Source organism: Neisseria mucosa (genome assembly GCF_003044445.1).
In the GTDB taxonomy this organism is placed as follows: domain Bacteria; phylum Pseudomonadota; class Gammaproteobacteria; order Burkholderiales; family Neisseriaceae; genus Neisseria; species Neisseria mucosa_A.
Window position 1 is genome coordinate 1 of sequence record NZ_POWX01000029.1, and the last position, 20,177, is coordinate 20,177.

Genomic DNA, 20,177 nt, shown 5'->3' on the forward strand with positions numbered 1-20,177 from the left:
TCAATCAAAACCTTTCTCAAAACCTCGAAAAATCAGACCAACTGTGATATACTTGTCAGTTCGTTCAACCGCCGCCGAAGCAGCGAAGAACCGAACTATACCCTCCTCCTCAAAAACCGTCAACTCCTAAACCGCAAAAAATTCTAAAAAATCTAACAACAACCTGAAATACAAAGACTTTTATTTCAAATCAAAAAACAGCAAAGGTCGTCTGAAATTAATTTCAGACGACCTTTTCATTTTCTTACTGCCTAATTCAATTAGCCGATTTCGTTATACTTAGTCGGCAAACTGTTTTTTCATGCGTTCGCGGCGTTCTTGTGCTTCTACGGAAAGTGTAGCAGTCGGGCGGGCAAGGAGGCGTTTAAGACCGATGGGCTCGCCGGTATCCGCGCAGAAACCATAATCACCTTCATCGATGCTGCGGATGGTTGCTTGTACTTTACCTAGAAGTTTGCGCTCACGGTCGCGGGTGCGTAGTTCCAGCGCGTACTCTTCTTCTTGAGTAGCGCGGTCGGCAGGATCGGGAGCCGATTCGTGTTCTTGCAGGTGGCCGGTGGTGGCAGATGCGTTTTCAATCAGTTCGTCTTGCATTTTTACCAGCAGTTCGCGGAAGAATGCCAACTGATCGCTATTCATGTAGTCTTCTTCCGGGCCGTCCCAATTCAAAATGTCTTGTTCTGTCAGCTTTGCCATAATTTTTCTTTCAATCTATTGCGGGAAACGAAATGCTACTCAAGTGGTTTATTTTATTGATTTCTTAGGACTTCTTTTCTCAAGCCCGTTTGGAAATGGCGGCATGATACCATGTTTTCACAGCCGTGGTTTTGATTTTCACTTTTTTGCATTTTGCTTACGTCATACTGCAAATTCTTAATGAACTCGCTGCCTATTGCAGTAGCCACAAGTTGATTTGGCGGGTAATTTGGGGCGATAGACTGCTTAACCAGATCCACAGTAATAATGCCAATATACTACCTGAAAAATCGTAGCGTCCGTACTTTAAAAACTGTACGGGGGAAAGTATGGGGCGATATATCCGTTCCAGCGCGACGGAAAGTTGGGAATAGGGATCTTTAATACTGAGCGCCATGCGGATAAACAACCCTATCAACAACACATAAGCTGCTGATTTAATTGTATTCAATATTGCCAGTATAAAATTGGCGATGATGATTTTTGCGCTGAATGCGGTAGGCTGCGCCACTAAAGTGATGAAGGTGAATACGATGTAATATAACAACAGTCCTGACAACAGGCAGGCTGGGTCGTATTTTTTAACCGGCAGAATTTTATGCAGCGGGTTGACCAGCCAATCGGTTGATCGCTTGCTGAACGCCAAGAGCGCATGATTTTCACTCAATCCCGCCGCTTGCAGGAAAAGACGTGCCAAACACAGGATAACGATGCCGTCGGCAAGCAATATCAATAAATCTCCGCGCATTTTCAGACGACCTTATATTGTTGCGCCATTTCCTGCGAACGCTTGACGCAGGCTTCCACGCCTTGTGCAATGGCTTCGGCGACGCGACATGATTTGAACGTTTCGATGGCTTCGTGGGTGGTTCCGCCTTTGGAAGTAACGTTTTGCTGCAATTGCGCGAAGTCCTCGCCGCTTTGCTCTGCCAAGGCGACTGCACCTTTAAACGTGGCGAGACTGAGGGCGCGGGCATCTTCTTCGCTAAACCCTTGCGCCTGAGCGGCAGCTTGCAGCGCGCCGAGCAGGTAAAAGACGTAGGCGGGGCCGCTGCCGCTAATGCCGGTAATGTTGTGCAACTTGTCTTCTTCATCCAACCAAACGGTTAAACCGACGGAACGCATAATCCGGTCGGCGGCGGTGCGGTCGGCTTCGGACACTTCCGATTCGGCAAACATGCCGGATACACCCAAACCGATTTTTCCCGGCGTATTGGGCATGGTACGGACAATGCGGCGTGTTCCGCCAAGGTAGCGGCTGAGGGTATCAATAGACAAACCGGCGGCAACGGATAGCACCAATGCGCCGTTGACACGAACGTTGTGGCACGCGGCTTCCATGTCCTGCGGCTTGACGGCAAGAATCAAAACGTCGTCTGAAAGCAGTTCGGGCAGGGATTCAGAAACTTCAACATTCAATTCCTTTGCCAAACGCTCGCGTTTTTCCGCACCGCGGTTGGCGATGTGAATGCAGTATCCACCCTGTTTGACCAATCCGCCCGCGATGGCGGCCGCCATATTGCCACCGCCTAAAAAGTAGATGTTCATAAATTTCCTTCAATTTTTAAATGAAATACATTTTATAGTAGATTAAATTTAAATCAGGACAAGGCGACGAAGCCACAGACAGTACAGATAGTACGGAACCGATTCACTTGGTGCTTCAGCACCTTAGAGAATCGTTCTCTTTGAGCTAAGGCGAGGCAACGCTGTACTGGTTTAAAGTTAATCCACTATACTTGGGGTCGTCTGAAATGCCGTTCCCACCAAAGCGGAAAATTTCAGACGACCTTTTTACCAACGGACGCTTTCGGGCAGCGATGTTCGGTGTAAACCCTGTTTTTCCAAAAATCTATTGCCGCCGGCTTTTTGGGCTTGCACCAGTCTGACAAGGACGAACATGGATACCAGCCCATCAACCGACAACCCGTTAAGGTTAAACCCAGCAAAACGACCGAGATAATCTGTTTTATTGCCTGTCGTTCCCTTTTGGTTCCCGTCTGCCGAAAATCGCGCTGCCGATACGCACATGCGTTGCGCCGCACGCGACCGCCACAGGCATATCGCCGGACATCCCCATAGACAATACATCCGCGCGAACACCCGCCGCGTTCAGGTCGGCAAGCAGTTTCTGCATGGTTTGGAACTGAACGCGCAATGCTTCATCATCGCTGTCGGCTTTGGCGACACACATCAACCCGCGTACAACCACATTCGGCAACTTCGCCACTTCCACCCCCAGCGCGACCGCCTCATCGGGCGCAACGCCGTGTTTCGCCTCCTCGCCCGCGATATTGACTTCGATGCACACCTGCAAAGGCGGCATTTCGGGCGGACGCTGTTTGCTCAGGCGGCGGGCGGTTTTCAGACGACCTATCGTATGCACCCAATGCGCGCGTTCGGCGACAAATTTGGTTTTGTTCGACTGCACATCGCCGATGACGTGCCAAACGATGTCGGGCAAATCCGCGAGCGTTTCCGTTTTCTCGTACCACTCCTGAATATAGTTTTCACCAAAATCACGCTGTCCTGCGGCATATACCTCTCGGATGTCGTCTGAAGGGAAGGTTTTGCTGACGGCAATCAGACCCACTTCTCCCACCTGCCGGCCCGCCTTTTGCTCGGCTTCGGCAATGCGGCGGCACACCTCCGCATAATTTTGTTGCAATACCGACATGATTTCTTCCTTTATTACATCAATTACAGCGATTTTGAAAATTTTACTTGGTCTGAACGGTTTATGTATTTAAAATAATACAATTTATCGGAACCTGAACAGGGAAACGCTCGGCATTCCGCGTCCGCATTTTTAATCGGGTTCCGCCTCATTATTCTAAACTAAAACAAGGCCACATTATGCAGATTACCGACTTACTCGCTTTCGGCGTCAAAAACAAAGCTTCCGACCTTCACTTAAGCGCCGGAATGTCCCCCATGATCCGCGTTCACGGCGACATCCGCCGCATCAACCTGCCCGAAATGTCCGCCGAAGAAGTCGGCAACATGGTCACTTCGGTCATGAACGACCATCAGCGCAAACTGTTCCAACAAGATTTGGAAGTGGACTTCTCCTTCGAGCTGCCCAACGTCGCCCGTTTCCGTGTCAACGCATTTACCTCCAACCGCGGTCCTGCCGCCGTCTTCCGTACCATTCCGAGCGACGTATTGACGCTGGAAGACCTGCGCGCCCCGCGTATTTTCCAAAAAATCGCCGACAACCCGCGCGGTTTGGTATTGGTAACCGGCCCGACCGGTTCCGGTAAATCCACCACGTTGGCGGCGATGATCAACTACATCAACGAAACCCAACCCGCACACATCCTCACCATCGAAGACCCGATCGAGTTCGTCCACCAAAGTAAAAAAGCCCTCGTCAACCAACGCGAGCTGCACCAACACACCCACAGCTTTGCCAACGCCCTGCGTTCCGCATTGCGTGAAGACCCGGACGTAATCCTCGTGGGCGAGATGCGCGACCCCGAAACCATCGGCCTCGCGCTGACCGCCGCTGAAACCGGCCACTTGGTATTCGGCACGCTGCACACCACCGGCGCCGCCAAAACCGTGGACCGTATCGTTGACGTATTCCCTGCCGGCGAAAAAGAAATGGTGCGTTCGATGCTGTCCGAGTCCCTGCGCGCGGTCATTTCGCAAACCCTGCTGAAAACCCGCGACGGTAACGGCCGTGTCGCCGCACACGAAATCCTCATCTCCACCCCCGCAGTGCGCAACCTGATCCGCGAAAACAAAATCGCCCAAATCAACTCCGCGCTGCAAACCGGCCAATCACACGGTATGCAAACCCTCGACCAAGCGCTGCAAACCCTCGTCCGCCAAGGCACCATCAGCCCCGACGTAGCCCGCAGCAAAGCGCAAAACAGCGACAGCATGACCATCGTCTGATCACCACATTCCATTATCGGGAACAAACAAGGTCGTCTGAAACGCAATTTAAACAACGAGGAAACCCGTTTCCCGTTTTCAGACGACCTCCGTAAGGCAGGCACAACACCCAATAACAAACAAACCGCCCGCCGGTCTCAATATTCACTTACTGATAAAGAGTACACAAAATGAGCGAAACAACTCCTTTACACGACTTACTCAGCGAAATGGTACAAGCCTACTCGCAAAAAAACCAACCGCCGCATATCCCCACCCCCGCCGAAATCGGCACACACCTCCATCCTCTGCTCGACCGTATGTGCGTTGAAGCAGAAAAACGCGGCGCATCCGACATCTTCATCAGCGCAGGTTTCCCGCCTGCCGTCAAAGTCAGCGGCACTCTGACCCCCGTCCCGCACAAAGCCCTGACCGGCGAAGATACCGCCGCCATCGTCGAATCCACCATGAACCCCGAGCAGCTTGAAACCTTCAACCGCGAATGGGAACTCAACTACTCCGTCCAATCCCGCAGCAACACCCGTTACCGTGTCAACGCCTACCACGAACAAGGCCGCGTCGGCATGGTCTTGCGCCGCATCAACCAAGAAATCCCCGAAATGGAGAGCCTCGGTCTGCCTGCCAAACTCAAAGACCTCTCCCTTTCCCCGCGCGGCCTGCTGATCCTTGCCGGCCCGACCGGTTCCGGTAAATCGACCACCATGGCATCCATGCTCGACTACCGCAACCACAAAATGCCCGGCCACATCGTCACCATCGAAGACCCCATCGAATTCATCTACAAACCCCGCCGCAGTATCTTCACCCAACGCGAAGTCGGCATCGACACCAACGACTGGAAAATCGCCGTACAAAGCGCGATGCGTCAAGCGCCCGACGTCGTCTGTATCGGCGAGGTGCGCAGCGAAGCCAGTATGGAATACGCCCTCCAGCTTGCCCAAACCGGCCACTTGTGCGTCTTCACCATCCACGCCAACACCGCCGCCCAAACCATCGAGCGTATCATCAACTTCTACCAAGAAGACCGCCGCAAACAAGTCCTCATGGATTTGGCGCTCAACCTGACCGGCATCATCGGTCAGCGCCTCGCCATCAAGAAAAACCGCAGTCAGCGTACCGCCGTCGTCGATTTGCTGCTCAACACCCCCGCAATGCAGGATTTGATTTTTAAAGGCGAACTCATGGAAATCCGCGAACTCATGACGCGCTCCGGCACAGACGGCATGCAGACCTTCGACCAACACCTGTTCGAACTCTATATCAAAGGTCAAATCGAATACGACGAAGCCCTGCGCCAAGCCGTTTCCACCAACGACCTGCGCCTGCGCATCCAAATGCACGAAGAAGGCAACGACCCCGACCGCCTCTACGACCGTATCAGCGATTTGAACCTGATTTCATAAACACCCGATTTCAGGCAAAACAAAGGTCGTCTGAAAAACCTCAATTCAGGTTTTTCAGACGACCTTCTTTCATATTTCCTCGAGACCTTTGATCATTTTGTATAGTGGATTAAATTTAAACCAGTACGGCGTTGCCTCGCCTTAGCTCAAAGAGAACGATTCTCTAAGGTGCTGAAGCACCAAGTGAATCGGTTCCGTACTATTTGTACTGTCTGCGGCTTCGTCGCCTTGTCCTGATTTAAATTTAATCCACTATACTGCAAACCGGATGCTGTCGTTTCCTCTCTTTGAGTTTAGGGATGATTTGCTTTTGCTCTCGCTGGGTTTGCGTTTATCCGCATCCGCAGGACGGATCGGATTGGGCGTGATCCTCAGGTCGTCTGAAAACTATGTTAGTATGCGGCAGATTTGAATTTCAGGACAAAATGATGAACCGATTGTGCGCATTGCTGACCAGCCTGTGGCTGGGTATGCAGGTAATGGCAGGCTATGTTGCCGCCCCGATTCTATTTGAACGGCTTGGCAAGCAGGAAGCAGGCAATATTGCCGGCGTACTGTTTTCCATCAACAATTATTTTGGTCTGCTGGCTTGGATAGTGGCTTGGCTGGTAGTGCGAAGCAACCGAAACCGTTCATTTTCTGACAACGGTAAAGTAGCGCCGAAATTCATTATCCTCCTTCTGCTGCTGACCGCGTCCAACCAATTCCTGATAAGCCCTGTTATCGCAGCGCACAAGGCGGGCACGGAAAACTGGCTGCTTTCGTTATTGGGCGGCTCTTTCGGTATGTGGCACGGCATTTCCAGCATCATTTATCTGGTATGCAGCGTCTTGGGCTTAGGTTTGCTGTGGCGTTATTTGAAATTCGAGAACAATTAGCCGTCTAATGGTCACATTTCCTTTTAAAAAGACCTTGCCTTGTTCTTTAATGGTTTGGGCTTCTTCATCAGATTTTTTCATTTCTTTGGCGGCGAGTTCCTCCATGTTTTTATCCTTCGCATCAAGAAATCAAAGGAAACCATTCGAGCCCGATAAAACAAAGGTCGTCTGAAACCCGAAAACCAAGTTTTCAGACGACCTTTCTCACTCTTATGGCAATAAAGCCACACCAACCAATGTAAACCGTCATCTAAGCCTTTATCATTTTTTCTACACTCCGCCGCCGCTGCCAAACGCACCTATCTCCACACAGCAAGGTTCATAAATCTTCATACTTTTCATCGCACTTTACGCAAATTATAAATTGCGCACCTCGACATTTCGGTCGGCACAAATTCAGACGTTTCAACAAATTACAAATGTTAAGCACTTGCGAAAATGGGTAACGCTCCAGCAAAGGCGGTTGCAGGACATCTGCAAGCATCCGATACTGGATTCGTTGGAAGCAGAACAAGCTTCCTGTTTATCCGTGAAGGAGCATTATCATGAAAAAAACCTTACTGACTGCTTTATTGGCGACCGCTTCCGCTATTACTTTCGCTGACGGTTCATTTACCGGCGCAGGCTTGGAAGTCGGCGCGGGCGTGACCAAAAGTGATGTCCGCAATGTCAATCTGAACGAAAAAACCAAAGGCGACGTCGCCGTACGCGGCAGCTACAACACACAATTCGGACAAACCAACTGGATTGGCGGCGTTGAAGCCGGTGTCAAACCGCTGCACCGCAAAATCTCGGGCAATGCGAAACAAAAAGTCGATGCCAACGTTTCCTACGTCCAAGGCTACCGTTTCAACGACGATGTAATGGCGTACGGTAAAGTTGGCTACCACTACGGACGCTTCGACAATCTAGGCGCGAAACGCAACAATATGAACGGACTCGGCTACGGTGTGGGCGCGAAATACGCCGTTGCACCGAATGTCGAAGTCGGCGCCGAATGGGAGCAAACCCGTTATAAAAAAGACGATTTGAAAGTCCACAACAATAGCTACATGGCTACTGTCGGCTACCGCTTCAAATAATCTTTTTTAAACAGACAAAGGTCGTCTGAAACCCAAATTTTGGTTTCAGACGACCTTTTTTATCAGCATTTCCGATTTGGATTGACTATCTAGCCGACTTCTCAGTTCATCATTCGTGTACAGGAATGATGATAATAAATACCGTATCAAAAACCAAACGAATCGTTATACCGATTGCTGATTTGCTGTTTTTTCAGTCGGTAAAGAAGGTATGCGCGCCCAGATAATTCTTTGCGTAAAACGGGCTGGAGAGTTTTTCGGTTTTAATGGTTTTGCCGCTGCTTGGCGCATGGATGAATTCACCGTTGCCGATGTATAGGCCGACATGCGAGTATTTGTTCGCACCGCCTGTGTTGAAGAAAACGAGGTCGCCTGCCTTGAGGCGGCTGTCGGGGATTTTACGGCTGGCTGCCGCCATATCGCGGGCGGTTCGCGGCAGGCTGACACCGAGAGCGTTTTTATAGACGAATTGAATCATGCCGCTGCAATCAAAACCGGTGGAAGTAGTGCTGCCGCCCCATTTGTACGGCGTACCGATAAGGCCCATGCTGTGCAGCATCAGCTCTTGCGAACCTTGGGTGTGGTCGATATTGCTGATGCGGACGGGTTGGACTTTTCGGGCAGAAGCGTGGGGGTTGGCCGTCGGACGGTGTTTGCCTGTTGAGAAGCCGCATGAGGCAAGAAAAGGGATTAAGGCGGCGGTCAAGATGGTTGGAAATATGTGTTTCATGATGGTTAACCTTTATCAGTAACACTGATTGTAGTCTTTTTAAGGTCGTCTGAAACCTGAATTTTGGGATTCAGACGACCATTTATGCAATGAAAGCTGGCTTGGGAAAACTCAAGTAACGTGGGCTTTGCCTGTGAACTTGCCGTTTGCCAATCTAAATCCGTTAGCTGTACCTGTTATTTATATCTGCAACGGCAACTTGTCCCTTCCCCCGCCGGCGGGGGAAGGTTAGGATGGGGGTGGCTTTGTGGGTTTGGGCAAAATCGGCTTCGTGTAGCCCATAAAGCCACCCTCTCCCCAGCCCTCTCCCGCCGGACGGGAGAGGGGGCGGGTTGTTGAATCGGGAACTGTGTCTGTTATTTATTTAGTGGGCAAAGCCCACGCTACGGGAGAGGGGCAGGTTGAGGGTACAAATTAAGGTCGTCTGAAATTTTTCAGACGACCTTGTTTTATATAAACCAACGCGTTTATTCCCCGCCTTCAACAATCTGTTTGAGGCGGTACAGTGCGTCTAGGGCTTCGCGGGGGGTGAGGTCGTCGGGGCGGAGTTGGTTTAGGGCTTCGGCGAGTGCGTGGTGGGTGGGGTGGTTTTCTTGGCTTGCGGCAGTTTGGGGTTCGTCCGCTGTTTCGTCTTGGCTAAACCCGCTGTATTCGTTTTCAGACGACAGGGTGCTGAAGATGTCCAACTGCGGGCGGACGGCGGCGGCTTGGGCTTCGAGTTCGTCCAGATGTTTTTGGGCGGCTTTGAGGGCGCGGTTGGGCAGGCCGGCGAGTTTGGCGACGGCGATGCCGTAGCTTTTGCTGGCGGGGCCGGGTTCGATGTGGTGGAGGAAGACGATGTCTTGTCCTTGTTCGAGCGCGGAGAGGTGCATGTTGACTGCCGTTGCGTGGGCTTCGGGCAGTTTGGTCAGCTCGAAATAGTGGGTAGCGAAGAGGCTGAAGGATTTGTTTTTTTGCAGCAGGTGTTCGGCGATGGCTTGCGCGAGGGCGAGGCCGTCGAAGGTGGAGGTGCCGCGTCCGACTTCGTCCATGAGGACGAGGGATTGGTCGGTGGCGTGGTGGAGGATGTAGGCGGTTTCGCTCATTTCGACCATGAAGGTGGAGCGGTTGGAGGCGAGGTCGTCGGATGCGCCGATGCGGGTGAAGATTTGGTCGATGGGGCCGATTTGGGCGGCATCGGCGGGGACGAAGCTGCCGGTGTGCGCCATGAGGACGATGTGGGCGACTTGGCGCATGTAGGTGGATTTGCCGCCCATGTTGGGGCCGGTCAGGAGCATGAGGCGGTGTTTGTGGTCGAGGCGGGTGTGGTTGGCGGTGAAGTGGCGCACTTGCTGCTCGACGACGGGATGGCGGCCGTTTTCGATATGGATGACGGGGTAGTCGGCGAACTCGGGGCAGACGAAGCCGCGTTCGGCGGCGGTGGCGGCGAAGGTGGAGAGTACGTCGAGGGCGGCGGCGGCTTTGGCGGCTTTTTGAAGCTGGGGCAGGGTCGTCTGAATGTCTTTGAGGAGGGCTTCAAACAGGCGTTTTTCCAATGCCAATGCCTGCTCTTGCGCGGTCAGGACTTTGTCTTCAAAGGTTTTGAGTTCGGGGGTGATGAAGCGTTCGGCGTTTTTCAGGGTCTGGCGGCGTTGGTAGTCGGCGGGGGCTTGTTCGGCTTGGACTTTGGATAGCTCGATGTAGAAGCCGTGGACGCGGTTGAACTCGACTTTGAGGGTGGAGAGGCCGGTGCGTTCGCGTTCGCGCGCTTCGAGGTCGAGCAGGAATTCGTCGCCGTGGTTTTGGATGTGGCGCAACTCGTCGAGTTCTGCGCAATAGCCTTGGTTGATGACACCGCCGTCTTTGAGCCAGACGGCGGGTTCGGGCATTACGGCGGCTTTGAGGGTTTCGGCGACGGGCAGGGTTTCGGGGAAAACGGCTTTGAGGGTCTCCAAAAGGCTGCTGCCCTCGGCGGACAATTCGACTTCGGACAGGGCAAACAGGCTGTCGCGCAGGGCGGCGAGGTCGCGCGGGCGGGCGTTGCCGACGGCGATGCGGGCAGCGATGCGTTCGATGTCCGCGATGTTTTTCAGACGGCCTTGCAGGGCTTCGTATTGCGAACCCAGCGCGGCAACGGCTTCTTGGCGGGCGCGGATATGGGCGCGGCTGCGTAATGGGTGGTGCAGCCAGAGTGCCAAGAGGCGGCTGCCCATGTGGGTGGCGCAGCCGTCGAGTATGGAAAACAGGGTCGGCGATTTTTTGCCGGAGAGGGTTTGCGTGATTTCGAGATTGCGGCGCGTGGCGGCGTCCATGCCGATATATTGGCTGTCGGTTTCGAGCGAAATGCCGTCTAAGTGTTGCGGCATCAGGTTTTGCGTCAGGCGGATGTAGTTCAGCAGCGCGCCCGCCGCGCCGACGGCGGCTTCGTGTTCCTTGCCGTCCAAACCGAAGCCGTGCAGGTCTTGGCAGCCGAAATATTCGGTCAGCAATTTCGCGCCCGCATCGGCGGCAAACTGCCACGAGTTCAGGCGCGTAATGTTGGCAGAGGTCGTCTGAAAACCATTAGGCAGGCTTTTGCCTTCGGGCAACAGGATTTCCGCCGCCTGCAAACGCGCCAGCTCGTCGGCGAGTTTGTCCGCCGTCGTCAGCTTGGTTTTGAATTCGCCGCTTTGCAAAGAAGCCCACGCGATGGCGACATGTTTTTTATCCGCGTTCACCGCCGCGATGCGGTTGGTTTCCTTGTCTTCCAAAAACGCCGCGTCGGTCAGCGTGCCGGGCGTAACGATGCGCACGACTTTGCGTTCCACCGGCCCTTTGCCCGCGCCGACTTCGCCCACCTGCTCGCACACCGCCACGCTTTTGCCCATCTTCACCAGCCGCGCCAGATACTGCTCCGCCGCGTGAAACGGCACGCCCGCCATCTTAATCGGCACGCCGTCCATCTGCCCGCGCGTGGTCAGGGTGATGTCCAACAGCTTCGCCGCTTCCACCGCGTCATCCAAAAACAGCTCGTAAAAATCGCCCATGCGGTAAAACACCAGCTTGTCGGCGTGCTGCGATTTGATGGCGAGATACTGCTGCATCATCGGGGAAACGGCGGATTTGCTCATGGGAATGCCTTGCAAAACGGAAAAGCCTTATTGTAGCAAAAGGTCGTCTGAAACCCTAAAACAAGGTTTCAGACGACCTTTTGCCTTTGCTTCAATCCAATGTTTTTATTTCTTGGCTCTAAAGCCCAACAGATGTTGCGTGGTGGCAAGCCATGCGCCGAAGACACCTAAGGCGATGACGAAGCCGAATACCAGCGAAACTTCGCTGAAATGGAAAAAACGCCAGCCGATATTGAGTCCGTAGGGTTTGAAGATGGCATCGACCAACGGACGAACGGCGGAAAGCAGCCAGCCGCACAGTCCCAGGCTGACGGCGGCGGAGAAGATGCTCTGCCACATGGCTTGGTAGAGGAAGGGGCGGCGGATAAACGATGCGGGCGCACCGAGCAGCTTGGTGATTTCGATTTCTTCTTTGCGGCTCAGGATTTGCAGACGGATGGTGTTGTGCGCGACAAGGACGAACGCCATACCCAGCGTCAGTGAAAGAAACCATAAAATTTTGCGGATGAACTCGTTGATTTGATAAAGCGTTTGCACCCATTCGGTATCCATGGTGGCGGATTCGACCATGGGCAGCTTGACCATATCCTGATAAATCGCCTGCATTTGTGCGGGCGGCGTAGCGGGGTCGGGCGTGACGATAAATGCGTCGGGCAAGGGGTTGCCGTCGAGCATGGAGACGAGGTTTTGGTCGAGGTTGGATTGCAGCTCTTCCAAGCCTTCCTGCTTGCTGATGAACCGGATTTTATTGAGGCGGGCATCGCGTTCCAACAGGTTGCGGACGGTATCGCTGTCGGCTTTGGACGCGTCGGTTTCCATATAGAGCGTGATTTGCGGCGACTCGTTGAGTTTGCCTAAAACGCTTTGCCCGCTTTGGATGGCCAAATACATGAAAAGCGGCAGGGTCATGGCGACGGCGAGCATCAGGAGGGTGAGCAGTGTGCCGACAGGTTGGCGCAGGAGCTGTTTGAGCGCAGTACGCGCGGATTCGACGTGCAGCGAGACGTAGTGGATGATGCTCATGCGAGTCGTCCTTTCGAGAGGCGCAGGATGCGATGGCCGTAGTCTGCCATGAGGGTTTCATCATGGGCGGCGACGATGACGGTGGTTCCTGCTTCGTGGAAGGTTTTGAACAATTCCATGATGTCGAGCGCGTAGGCGCGGTCGAGGTTGGCGGAGGGTTCGTCGGCAATCAGGAGGCTGGGTTGGTGGACGACGGCGCGGGCGATACACAATCGTTGCTGTTCGCCGCCTGAGAGGGTTACGGGATCGTCCAATTCGCGGCCTTTCAAGCCGACTTTTTCAATGGCGATGCGGGCGCGCTCTTCGGCTTTGCGCGGCTGATAACCGATAATCCGTAGCGGCAGGATGACGTTTTGCAGGACGTTGCGGTCATAGAGGATTTTGTGGTCTTGGAACACGATGCCGATATGTTGGCGCATGAAGCCGATTTGGTTGTCACTCAATTCGCCCAAGTCTTGGTTGTTGAACCACACTTTGCCTTTGCTGGGCTTGGTAATACCGGAAATCAGCTTGAGGATGGTGGACTTGCCGGAGCCGGAATGGCCGGCGATAAATATCATTTCGCCTTTTTTGATTTGGAAGCTGACGTTTTTCAGGGCTTCAAAACCGCCGGGATAGGTTTTGGAAACTTGTTCGAAACGGATCATAAGGTATTCCTGGAAAGGGGTCAGGACAAACTTATCCACAGTTATTCCACAAAAGGATGCGCTATCGGAGATAGGTCGTCTGAAAAATAGGATATGTGCCGAATTATAAAGATTTCGGCGTTTTTTTGATAGTTTGCCCGGATATGGACGGCGGTAGGCAAAGCGTCGGACTGACGGCTTTACAACACAATATTACAGGTGTGATTGTCGCGTTTGCAAAATGCTTAAATACTTATCCACATGTCAAAAAGTCGTCTGAAAAGGATTTCGGCGTTTAAATCAAACCCGCCGTATCCGTTTTCAGACGACCTTCCACATCGGTTTCAGCCCGATTTATTTACATTTCTCTTTGGCGGCATTGACGGCGGCGGTCAGGCTTTTTTCGTTGACTTCGCCGGTGATGGTTTGTTTGTAGCCGCATTTCGGGGCTTCGACGACAGTGAACGGCAATACGCCGACGTTGTTGCCGTAAGACTTCATGAAATTGCGGCTGTCCGCGCCGGTATAACGCCAAACATGATAGCTGACGGGGGTTTGTTTTAGGAATTTGCCGATGTTGTCGGAAGTATCCAACGCGATGCCGACCATATCGACGCTGCCTTTTTTCTGCGCTTTGTACCAAGCGGACATGGCGGGCATTTCCTTACGGCACGGACCGCACCAAGTCGCCCACAGGTTCACCACGCGCACGGGGGCTTTGAGCGATTGCAGGCTTTGCGGCTTGTTGTCGTTCCAGCCTGCCAGCGGGTCGGCGGCAAACGCAGGGGCAGACAGGGCGGCGGTCATCAAAACAGAGGCAAGCAATAATTTTTTCATAAGTTCCATCCTTTGCATCAATCAGATGATGGCATTGTAACCCCTTTCAGCGTGCTGTCTATGGAGAAAATGAAGATGTTGGATTTTAGCGGTCGAAAATGACGATTATCGGCGGGATAAGTTGAGTAAATCTGCAATGCAGCCGATAATAAAGCCTATCAGCAAAATTCATTGTGGGTTAAGTTTAAATCAGGACAAGGCAAGACAACACTGTACTGATTCAGACTCGACCCATTAGAAAACATCGGAGAACGCTATGTCGTCTGAATTCACGCTCTACCACAATCCCCGTTGCAGCAAATCTCGCGCCGCTTTCGACCTGCTCGAAGCGCGCGGCATCAAGGCTGAAGTCGTCAAATACCTCGACACTCCGCCTGATTTGGCAACGCTGCAAGACATCTTTGCCAAACTGGGCTTGGAGTCCGTACGCGGCATGATGCGCGTCAAAGACGACTTGTACAAAGAACTCGGTTTGGACAATCCCGATCTCGACAACCAAGCCCTGCTCGAAGCCATCGCCGCCCACCCTGCCCTGCTCGAACGCCCCATCCTGACCACACAGGACAAAGCCGCCATCGGCAGACCGCTCGAAAACATCGAAGCCCTGTTGGACTGAAGCGCGGGAAGGCATCCCTACATGATTTCCCTGTTTCGCAGTCGCAACGGCTTGCGCTACTACCTCTTTCGCGGCATAGGTCTGAGTATCCTGTTGGTACTCGGCATATTCATCGTCGGCGCATGGCAGGTGTATCACACTGGCTCGCAGCCGCTGCCGCGTCATGTCCGCGCCGATGCCGCCCTTGTGCTCGGCGCCGCCGCATGGGACAAACGCCCCTCGCCCGTTTTCCGCGAACGCATCAACCACGCCATCACCCTCTACCAAAGCCACCGCGTTGAAAAAATCGTCTTCACCGGCGGCACATCCAAAAAAGGCTACATGACCGAAGCCGAAGTCGGACGGCGTTACGCCCTCAAACAAGGCATACCCGCGCACAACATCATCTTTGAAAACACCTCGCGCAATACCTACGAAAACATCCGCAACATCCGTCCGATACTGCGCGCCGAAGGTATCGAAAGCATTATCATCGTCAGCGACCCCTACCACCTCGCCCGCGCCCTCGAAATCGCCTCCGACCTCGACATCGAAGCCTACATCTCCGCCACACCGACCACACGCTTCGACCAAGGCAAAGAAAAAAACAAATTCCTGCTTCAAGAAAGCTACGCCCTCTTCCTCTACCGAATCGGCAAATGGAGCGAAAACTTTTGGGACTGGCTGACCGTTCGGGAAACGAAAGAAGAAGCATAGTTCGGAAGAAAATTAAGGTCGTCTGAAAATTTTCAGACGACCTTAATTTTTACCTGCAACCTGCCCCTCCCCGTCCGGCGGGAGAGAGCTGGGGAGAGGGTGGCTCTACGGGCTGCACGAATTCGATTTTACCTAAACCCACAAAGCCACCCCCATCCTAACCTTCCCCCGCCGGACGGGGGAAGGGATAAGTTGCCGTTGCAGCTACCCGCAGAGTGGGCTTTGCCCACGAGATGAAAGCAAATTCGATTGTTGTCTGGTATGGATGGTTAGACGGCAGATTTCGCAGGCAAAGCCCACGCTACGATTGGGGTTATCCCAAACCCGCGTTGATTGAATAAAAGGTCGTCTGAAAACGAGTATGAACGGGTTTCTCTAAAAACCCTGATCTCAAAGTTTTCAGACGACCTATTTCAACAGGTTTTTCAAAGCCAAGCGCACGCCTTCACCGACTTCCGTGCCTTTGGGGATACCTTTGATGGCGGCTTTTGCTTCGCGTTCGTTGTAACCCAGCGCAATCAGTGTGTTGACGATGTCGTCTGTTTCATCGGCGGCAGGCGTGGCGGCGAAAAGTCCGTCGGCAGTGGCATGGGAAACCAGTTTGCCTCGCAGTTCCAAAACCATGCGTTCGGCGGTTTTTTTGCCGATGCCGGGCGCGGAGGATAGACGTTTGATGTCTTCGTCGGCAACCGCGCGGGCAAGCTCGTCGGCAGACATGGCGGAGAGTATGCCCAGCGCGGTTTTCGCGCCGATGCCGCTGACTTTGACCAACTGGCGGAACGTCGCCCGCTCGTCGGCAGTCGCGAAGCCGAACAATAAATGCGCGTCTTCACGGACGACAAGCTGGGTGTAAAGCTGCACGGTTTCGCCCAAGGCGGGCAGGTTGTAGAAAGTCTGCATGGATACGTCGGCTTCGTAGCCGACGCCGTTGACGTCGATGACGATTTGCGGCGGGTTTTTCTCGATGAGCCTGCCGGTCAGTCTGCTGATCATGGGGTTTCCGTTAGGGAGTTGGGTAAAAGGTCGTCTGAAACTTAGATGCCGATTGGCAACAGGGTTTCAGACGACCATGATTGTAGCAGTTTCTCAAGGGCGTATCGGTCAAACTGCGTTGCGGCAAAGGTCGTCTGAAACCTGAATCTTGGTTTTCAGACGACCTTTCGCGTATGGATAAAGTTTAATCTTATTTGCCGATGCAGAAGCGCGAGAAAATCACGCCCAGCAAATCGTCGGCGGTGAATTCGCCGGTGATTTCGCTGCACGCGTTTTGGGCGAGGCGCAGGTGTTCGGCGAAAAGCTCGATTTGGTTGTTGTTGCAGAGGGCGGCGTTTTCCAGCTCGGCTTCGGCTTCGTGCAAGGCGTTGAGGTGGCGGCTGCGGGCGAGGAACAGGCTTTCGCTTTCGCCCTGCCAACCGACTTCCTGCAACAGCGCGTGTTTGAGCAAGTCGAGACCCGCGCCGGTTTTGGCGGACAGGCTGATGACGGTGTCCGCGCCGGTTTGCGCGAGGCTGTCTGAACGGACGGCGACGGGTTCGCTGGTCAGGTCGGCTTTGTTGTGGATTTCGATTTTTTTCAGGCCTTCGGGCAGGCTGTTCAAAATGGCTTGGGTTTTGGCGTTCAAGCCTTCGCGCGGGTCAATCAGAATCAGGGCGACATCGGCTTCGGAGACGGCTTTGCGGCTGCGCTCGATGCCGATTTGTTCAACCACGTCGTCGGTTTCGCGCAGACCGGCGGTGTCGATGATGTGGACGGGCACGCCGTCGAGGGTGATTTGTTCGCGCACGGTGTCGCGGGTGGTGCCGGCGATGTCAGTTACGATGGCGATGTCGTCGCCCGCCAAGGCGTTGAGCAGGCTGGATTTGCCGACGTTGGGCGCGCCGACGAGGACGACGTTCATGCCTTCGCGCAAAATCGCGCCTTGTTCCGCGCTGGCGAGGACGGTTTTCAGACGACCTTGCAGGGCTTGGAGCTTGCCGCGCGCGTCGGCGGCTTCGAGAAAGTCGATGTCTTCTTCGGGAAAGTCCAGCGTGGCTTCGACCAACATTCGCAGGGTAATAAGGTCGTCCACCAGCTCGTGTATGTGTTGGGAAAACGCGCCTTTGAGCGAGCGCAACGCCATGCGCGCGGCGGATTTGCTGGAGGCGTCGATGAGGTCGGCGACGCTTTCGGCTTGGGCAAGGTCGAGTTTGTTGTTGAGGAAGGCGCGTTTAGTAAATTCGCCCGGCTCCGCCATGCGCGCGCCCAGTTCGAGGCAGCGCGAAAGCAGCATGTCCATCACGACGGGGCCGCCGTGTCCCTGCAATTCAATCACGTCTTCGCCGGTAAAGCTGGCGGGGGCGGCGAAGTAGAGCAGGATGCCGTTGTCTATCGGCTGCCCGTCGCCGCCGAGAAAGTCGGTGTAAAGCGCGGTGCGCGGTTTGGGCGTTTTGCCGCCGCTGAGGGTTTGCGCCAAAGGCAGCAGGTTTTTGCCGGAAAGGCGGATAACGCCGACGCCGCCGCGTCCGGGTGCGGTGGCGATGGCGGCGATGGTGGGTTGGGATGCGGACATGGCTGGCTCGTATCGGGAATTTAATGGACGGTATTATATAGTGATTTCACTATGATAAAGGTCGTCTGAAAACGGGAGACAGGCGAGATTTATTTGCTACCGTACCGAATCGGTAATAAGAAAGAAATTGCCGAATTTCTGAAAAGAAGTATGGAACAGACGCCGGGCAAGGCTCGAAATCACTTGCACACGCTCTCGGACACCCTGTCGGGTAGGCTGCGGTATCGAGATTTTCACCGCTTTTCCGACGTCTGCACGGGATAATATAGTGGATTAAATTTAAATCAGAACAAGGCGACGAAGCCGCAGACAGTACAAATAGTACGGCAAGGCGAGGCAACGCCGTACTGGTTTAAATTTGATCCACTATATCATGATTACATTCAGAATAAACAATATTTCGGAAGGACAAAACCCGCTTCTTAAATTTCAAAGTAGGCAACTGTCTGTCGGTTTCACGACAAAGCTAAAGTCATAGGTCTTTGTAATCCCCAATCTCGGCAATCATCATAAGCTATTTCATGTTCATTAATCGGAATCGCAAAAGGTCGTCTGAAAAAAGAAGATTTAAAGTTTCAGACGACCTTTTGTATCGACACTGCTGCTGACGCAAATCAAGCGCAGGCAAATCCCGCCTTTACCGATACGCCCCGTTCGCGGATAATTGAGAACATTCCCATTTCCGTTTCCAACTTTCACAAAGGATACATCATGGCATTTCTGAAACTGACCGAACAAAACGTGCAGGGCAAAACCGTCCTCATCCGCGCCGATATGAACGTGCCGTTCAAAGACGGCAAAATCAGCGACGACACCCGTATCCGCGCCTCGCTCGCGTCCATCAAATACTGCTTGGACAACGGCGCGTCCGTTATCGTGATGACCCACCTCGGCCGCCCGACCGAAGGCGAGTTCCATCCCGAAGACGACGTTGCGCCCGTTGCCGCGCACTTGGGCAGCCTGTTGGGCAAAGACGTGAAAGTATTGAACGACTGGCGTGAAAACAAACCCGCCCTGAACGCGGGTGATGTCGTCATGCTGCAAAACGTGCGCATCAACAAAGGCGAGAAGAAAAACGATTTGGAACTGGGCAAAGCCTATGCCGCCTTGTGCGACGTGTTCGTCAACGACGCGTTCGGCACCGCCCACCGCGCCCAAGCCTCGACCGAAGCCGTCGCTCAAGCCGCGCCCGTTGCCTGCGCCGGCGTATTGATGGCGGGCGAACTCGACGCTTTGGGCAAAGCCCTGAAACAGCCTGCACGCCCGATGGTGGCGATTGTCGCCGGCAGCAAAGTGTCCACCAAACTGACCATCCTTGAATCGCTGGCGGACAAAGTTGACCAACTCATCGTCGGCGGCGGCATCGCCAACACCTTCCTGTTGGCGGAAGGCAAAGCCATCGGCAAATCGCTGGCGGAACATGATTTGGTGGAAGAATCCAAAAAAATCATGGCGAAAATGGCGGCCAAAGGCGGCTCCGTACCGCTGCCGACCGATGTCGTCGTTGCCAAAGCCTTTGCCGCTGATGCTGAAGCAGTCGTGAAAGACATTGCCGACGTTGCCGAAGACGATATGATTTTGGACATCGGCCCGAAATCCGCCGCCGCACTTGCCGAACTGCTCAAAGCCGCAGGCACTGTGGTGTGGAACGGTCCGGTCGGCGTGTTCGAGTTTGATCAGTTCGCGGGCGGCACGAAAGCCCTTGCCGAAGCCATCGCCCAAAGCAAAGCGTTCTCGATTGCGGGCGGCGGCGACACGCTGGCGGCGATTGCCAAATTTGGCGTTACCGACCAAATCGGCTACATCTCCACCGGCGGCGGCGCGTTCCTCGAATTCTTGGAAGGCAAAGAGTTGCCTGCCGTAGCCGCTTTGGAAAAACGCGGCGCGTAAGCGGTTTGACGTAAAAAAGAGGTCGTCTGAAAACTGAACTGGCCCCCAAATCTTGGACACTCATAAAAGCCTATTCAGGCGCTCTGTGCAAGCTGGGTTCTGTATGCGACAGGACTCAGCTTTTTCAATTTCAAACTGCAACGCTCGCGGTTGTAGTAAT

Annotated in this window: 21 protein-coding genes and 2 pseudogenes; 9 read left to right on the forward strand and 14 right to left on the reverse strand. The window is 53.8% G+C overall.

The genetic code is table 11. The features are described 5' to 3' along the window. Positions 1 to 279 precede the first annotated feature (279 nt). From dksA to DBY90_RS11915, 5 genes and pseudogenes are all read right to left on the reverse strand, one after another. The gene (dksA, locus tag DBY90_RS11895; protein ID WP_003767066.1) at positions 280 to 696 is read right to left on the reverse strand and encodes an RNA polymerase-binding protein DksA; all 417 of its coding nucleotides are present in this window, start codon (positions 694 to 696) and stop codon (positions 280 to 282) included. A 193-nt stretch (positions 697 to 889) separates the two neighbouring features. Then, the gene (locus DBY90_RS11900) at positions 890 to 1,444 is read right to left on the reverse strand and encodes a YggT family protein (RefSeq protein WP_060974482.1); all 555 of its coding nucleotides are present in this window, start codon (positions 1,442 to 1,444) and stop codon (positions 890 to 892) included. A gap of 2 nt (positions 1,445 to 1,446) precedes the next feature. Next, complete coding sequence (proC, locus tag DBY90_RS11905) at positions 1,447 to 2,244, reverse strand: pyrroline-5-carboxylate reductase (protein ID WP_070491784.1); 798 nt, start codon at positions 2,242 to 2,244, stop codon at positions 1,447 to 1,449. A gap of 296 nt (positions 2,245 to 2,540) precedes the next feature. Then, positions 2,541 to 2,669 (reverse strand): annotated as a pseudogene (locus tag DBY90_RS13430) (RNA-binding protein); the annotation flags it as partial. Next, the gene (locus DBY90_RS11915) at positions 2,666 to 3,373 is read right to left on the reverse strand and encodes a YggS family pyridoxal phosphate-dependent enzyme (RefSeq protein ID WP_070491789.1); all 708 of its coding nucleotides are present in this window, start codon (positions 3,371 to 3,373) and stop codon (positions 2,666 to 2,668) included. The pseudogene DBY90_RS13430 and the gene DBY90_RS11915, both read right to left, overlap by 4 nt. Positions 3,374 to 3,552: 179 nt before the next feature. Here DBY90_RS11915 and DBY90_RS11920 point away from each other — a divergent pair, with 179 nt between their 5' ends. The 3 genes from DBY90_RS11920 (at position 3,553) to DBY90_RS11930 (ending at position 6,880) form a co-directional block, all read left to right on the forward strand. Further along, positions 3,553 to 4,599, forward strand: a complete 1,047-nt coding sequence (locus DBY90_RS11920) for a type IV pilus twitching motility protein PilT (protein WP_003767088.1) — start codon at positions 3,553 to 3,555, stop codon at positions 4,597 to 4,599. A 170-nt stretch (positions 4,600 to 4,769) separates the two neighbouring features. Further along, positions 4,770 to 6,002 (forward strand): PilT/PilU family type 4a pilus ATPase, encoded by a 1,233-nt coding sequence (locus tag DBY90_RS11925; protein ID WP_003744423.1) that lies wholly within the window; start codon positions 4,770 to 4,772, stop codon positions 6,000 to 6,002. A gap of 428 nt (positions 6,003 to 6,430) precedes the next feature. After that, positions 6,431 to 6,880: a DUF4149 domain-containing protein gene (locus DBY90_RS11930; RefSeq protein ID WP_070490816.1), complete on the forward strand. Its 450-nt coding sequence runs from the start codon at positions 6,431 to 6,433 to the stop codon at positions 6,878 to 6,880. Here DBY90_RS11930 and DBY90_RS13045 read toward each other — a convergent pair. Next, positions 6,839 to 6,985 (reverse strand): hypothetical protein, encoded by a 147-nt coding sequence (locus DBY90_RS13045; RefSeq protein WP_185952210.1) that lies wholly within the window; start codon positions 6,983 to 6,985, stop codon positions 6,839 to 6,841. The two genes, DBY90_RS11930 and DBY90_RS13045, sit on opposite strands and share 42 nt — an antisense overlap. Positions 6,986 to 7,425: 440 nt before the next feature. Between DBY90_RS13045 and DBY90_RS11935 the strand changes: the two genes are divergently transcribed. Further along, a complete protein-coding gene (locus tag DBY90_RS11935; RefSeq protein ID WP_070490818.1) occupies positions 7,426 to 7,962 on the forward strand; it encodes a porin family protein in 537 nt (178 codons plus the stop codon). 193 nt (positions 7,963 to 8,155) lie between these two features. Here DBY90_RS11935 and DBY90_RS11940 read toward each other — a convergent pair whose 3' ends face one another. The 5 genes from DBY90_RS11940 to DBY90_RS11965 all read right to left on the reverse strand — a co-directional run bounded on the left by DBY90_RS11940 (position 8,156) and on the right by DBY90_RS11965 (position 14,267). Continuing rightward, the gene (locus tag DBY90_RS11940; RefSeq protein WP_070490820.1) at positions 8,156 to 8,692 is read right to left on the reverse strand and encodes a C40 family peptidase; all 537 of its coding nucleotides are present in this window, start codon (positions 8,690 to 8,692) and stop codon (positions 8,156 to 8,158) included. A 467-nt stretch (positions 8,693 to 9,159) separates the two neighbouring features. Then, positions 9,160 to 11,781 (reverse strand): DNA mismatch repair protein MutS, encoded by a 2,622-nt coding sequence (gene mutS / locus DBY90_RS11945; protein ID WP_107987291.1) that lies wholly within the window; start codon positions 11,779 to 11,781, stop codon positions 9,160 to 9,162. Positions 11,782 to 11,886: 105 nt separating this feature from the next. After that, a complete protein-coding gene (ftsX, locus tag DBY90_RS11950) occupies positions 11,887 to 12,804 on the reverse strand; it encodes a permease-like cell division protein FtsX (RefSeq protein ID WP_003758748.1) in 918 nt (305 codons plus the stop codon). Further along, on the reverse strand, positions 12,801 to 13,451 hold the full coding sequence (gene ftsE / locus DBY90_RS11955; RefSeq protein WP_003765335.1) for a cell division ATP-binding protein FtsE: 651 nt from the start codon (positions 13,449 to 13,451) through the stop codon (positions 12,801 to 12,803). The genes ftsX and ftsE overlap by 4 nt, the downstream gene beginning before the upstream one ends. 333 nt (positions 13,452 to 13,784) lie before the next feature. Continuing rightward, positions 13,785 to 14,267: a TlpA disulfide reductase family protein gene (locus DBY90_RS11965; RefSeq protein ID WP_003775962.1), complete on the reverse strand. Its 483-nt coding sequence runs from the start codon at positions 14,265 to 14,267 to the stop codon at positions 13,785 to 13,787. A gap of 256 nt (positions 14,268 to 14,523) precedes the next feature. Here DBY90_RS11965 and arsC point away from each other — a divergent pair, with 256 nt between their 5' ends. After that, on the forward strand, positions 14,524 to 14,883 hold the full coding sequence (gene arsC, locus DBY90_RS11970) for an arsenate reductase (glutaredoxin) (protein WP_070490824.1): 360 nt from the start codon (positions 14,524 to 14,526) through the stop codon (positions 14,881 to 14,883). 21 nt (positions 14,884 to 14,904) lie between these two features. Further along, positions 14,905 to 15,579 (forward strand): YdcF family protein, encoded by a 675-nt coding sequence (locus tag DBY90_RS11975; RefSeq protein ID WP_070490826.1) that lies wholly within the window; start codon positions 14,905 to 14,907, stop codon positions 15,577 to 15,579. 408 nt (positions 15,580 to 15,987) lie between these two features. Here DBY90_RS11975 and ruvA read toward each other — a convergent pair whose 3' ends face one another. Further along, complete coding sequence (ruvA, locus tag DBY90_RS11985) at positions 15,988 to 16,572, reverse strand: Holliday junction branch migration protein RuvA (RefSeq protein ID WP_003744446.1); 585 nt, start codon at positions 16,570 to 16,572, stop codon at positions 15,988 to 15,990. On the opposite strand from ruvA, the gene DBY90_RS13050 reads away from it, so the two are divergent. After that, positions 16,571 to 16,717: a hypothetical protein gene (locus DBY90_RS13050; protein ID WP_185952211.1), complete on the forward strand. Its 147-nt coding sequence runs from the start codon at positions 16,571 to 16,573 to the stop codon at positions 16,715 to 16,717. The genes ruvA and DBY90_RS13050 overlap by 2 nt on opposite strands. 45 nt (positions 16,718 to 16,762) lie before the next feature. Here the strand turns inward: DBY90_RS13050 and mnmE are convergent, their stop codons facing one another. Further along, entirely contained in the window at positions 16,763 to 18,127 is a 1,365-nt protein-coding gene (mnmE, locus tag DBY90_RS11990; protein WP_070490828.1) for a tRNA uridine-5-carboxymethylaminomethyl(34) synthesis GTPase MnmE, read from the reverse strand. Between the two features lie 264 nt (positions 18,128 to 18,391). On the opposite strand from mnmE, the pseudogene DBY90_RS13055 reads away from it, so the two are divergent. Continuing rightward, positions 18,392 to 18,499, forward strand: a pseudogene (locus DBY90_RS13055) (IS5/IS1182 family transposase); the annotation flags it as partial. Positions 18,500 to 18,838: 339 nt separating this feature from the next. Beyond that, positions 18,839 to 20,017: a phosphoglycerate kinase gene (locus DBY90_RS11995; protein ID WP_009175125.1), complete on the forward strand. Its 1,179-nt coding sequence runs from the start codon at positions 18,839 to 18,841 to the stop codon at positions 20,015 to 20,017. 74 nt (positions 20,018 to 20,091) lie between these two features. Here the strand turns inward: DBY90_RS11995 and DBY90_RS13700 are convergent. Then, positions 20,092 to 20,177: IS3 family transposase (locus DBY90_RS13700; protein ID WP_159069413.1), on the reverse strand; the 86-nt coding region annotated here is incomplete at its 5' end.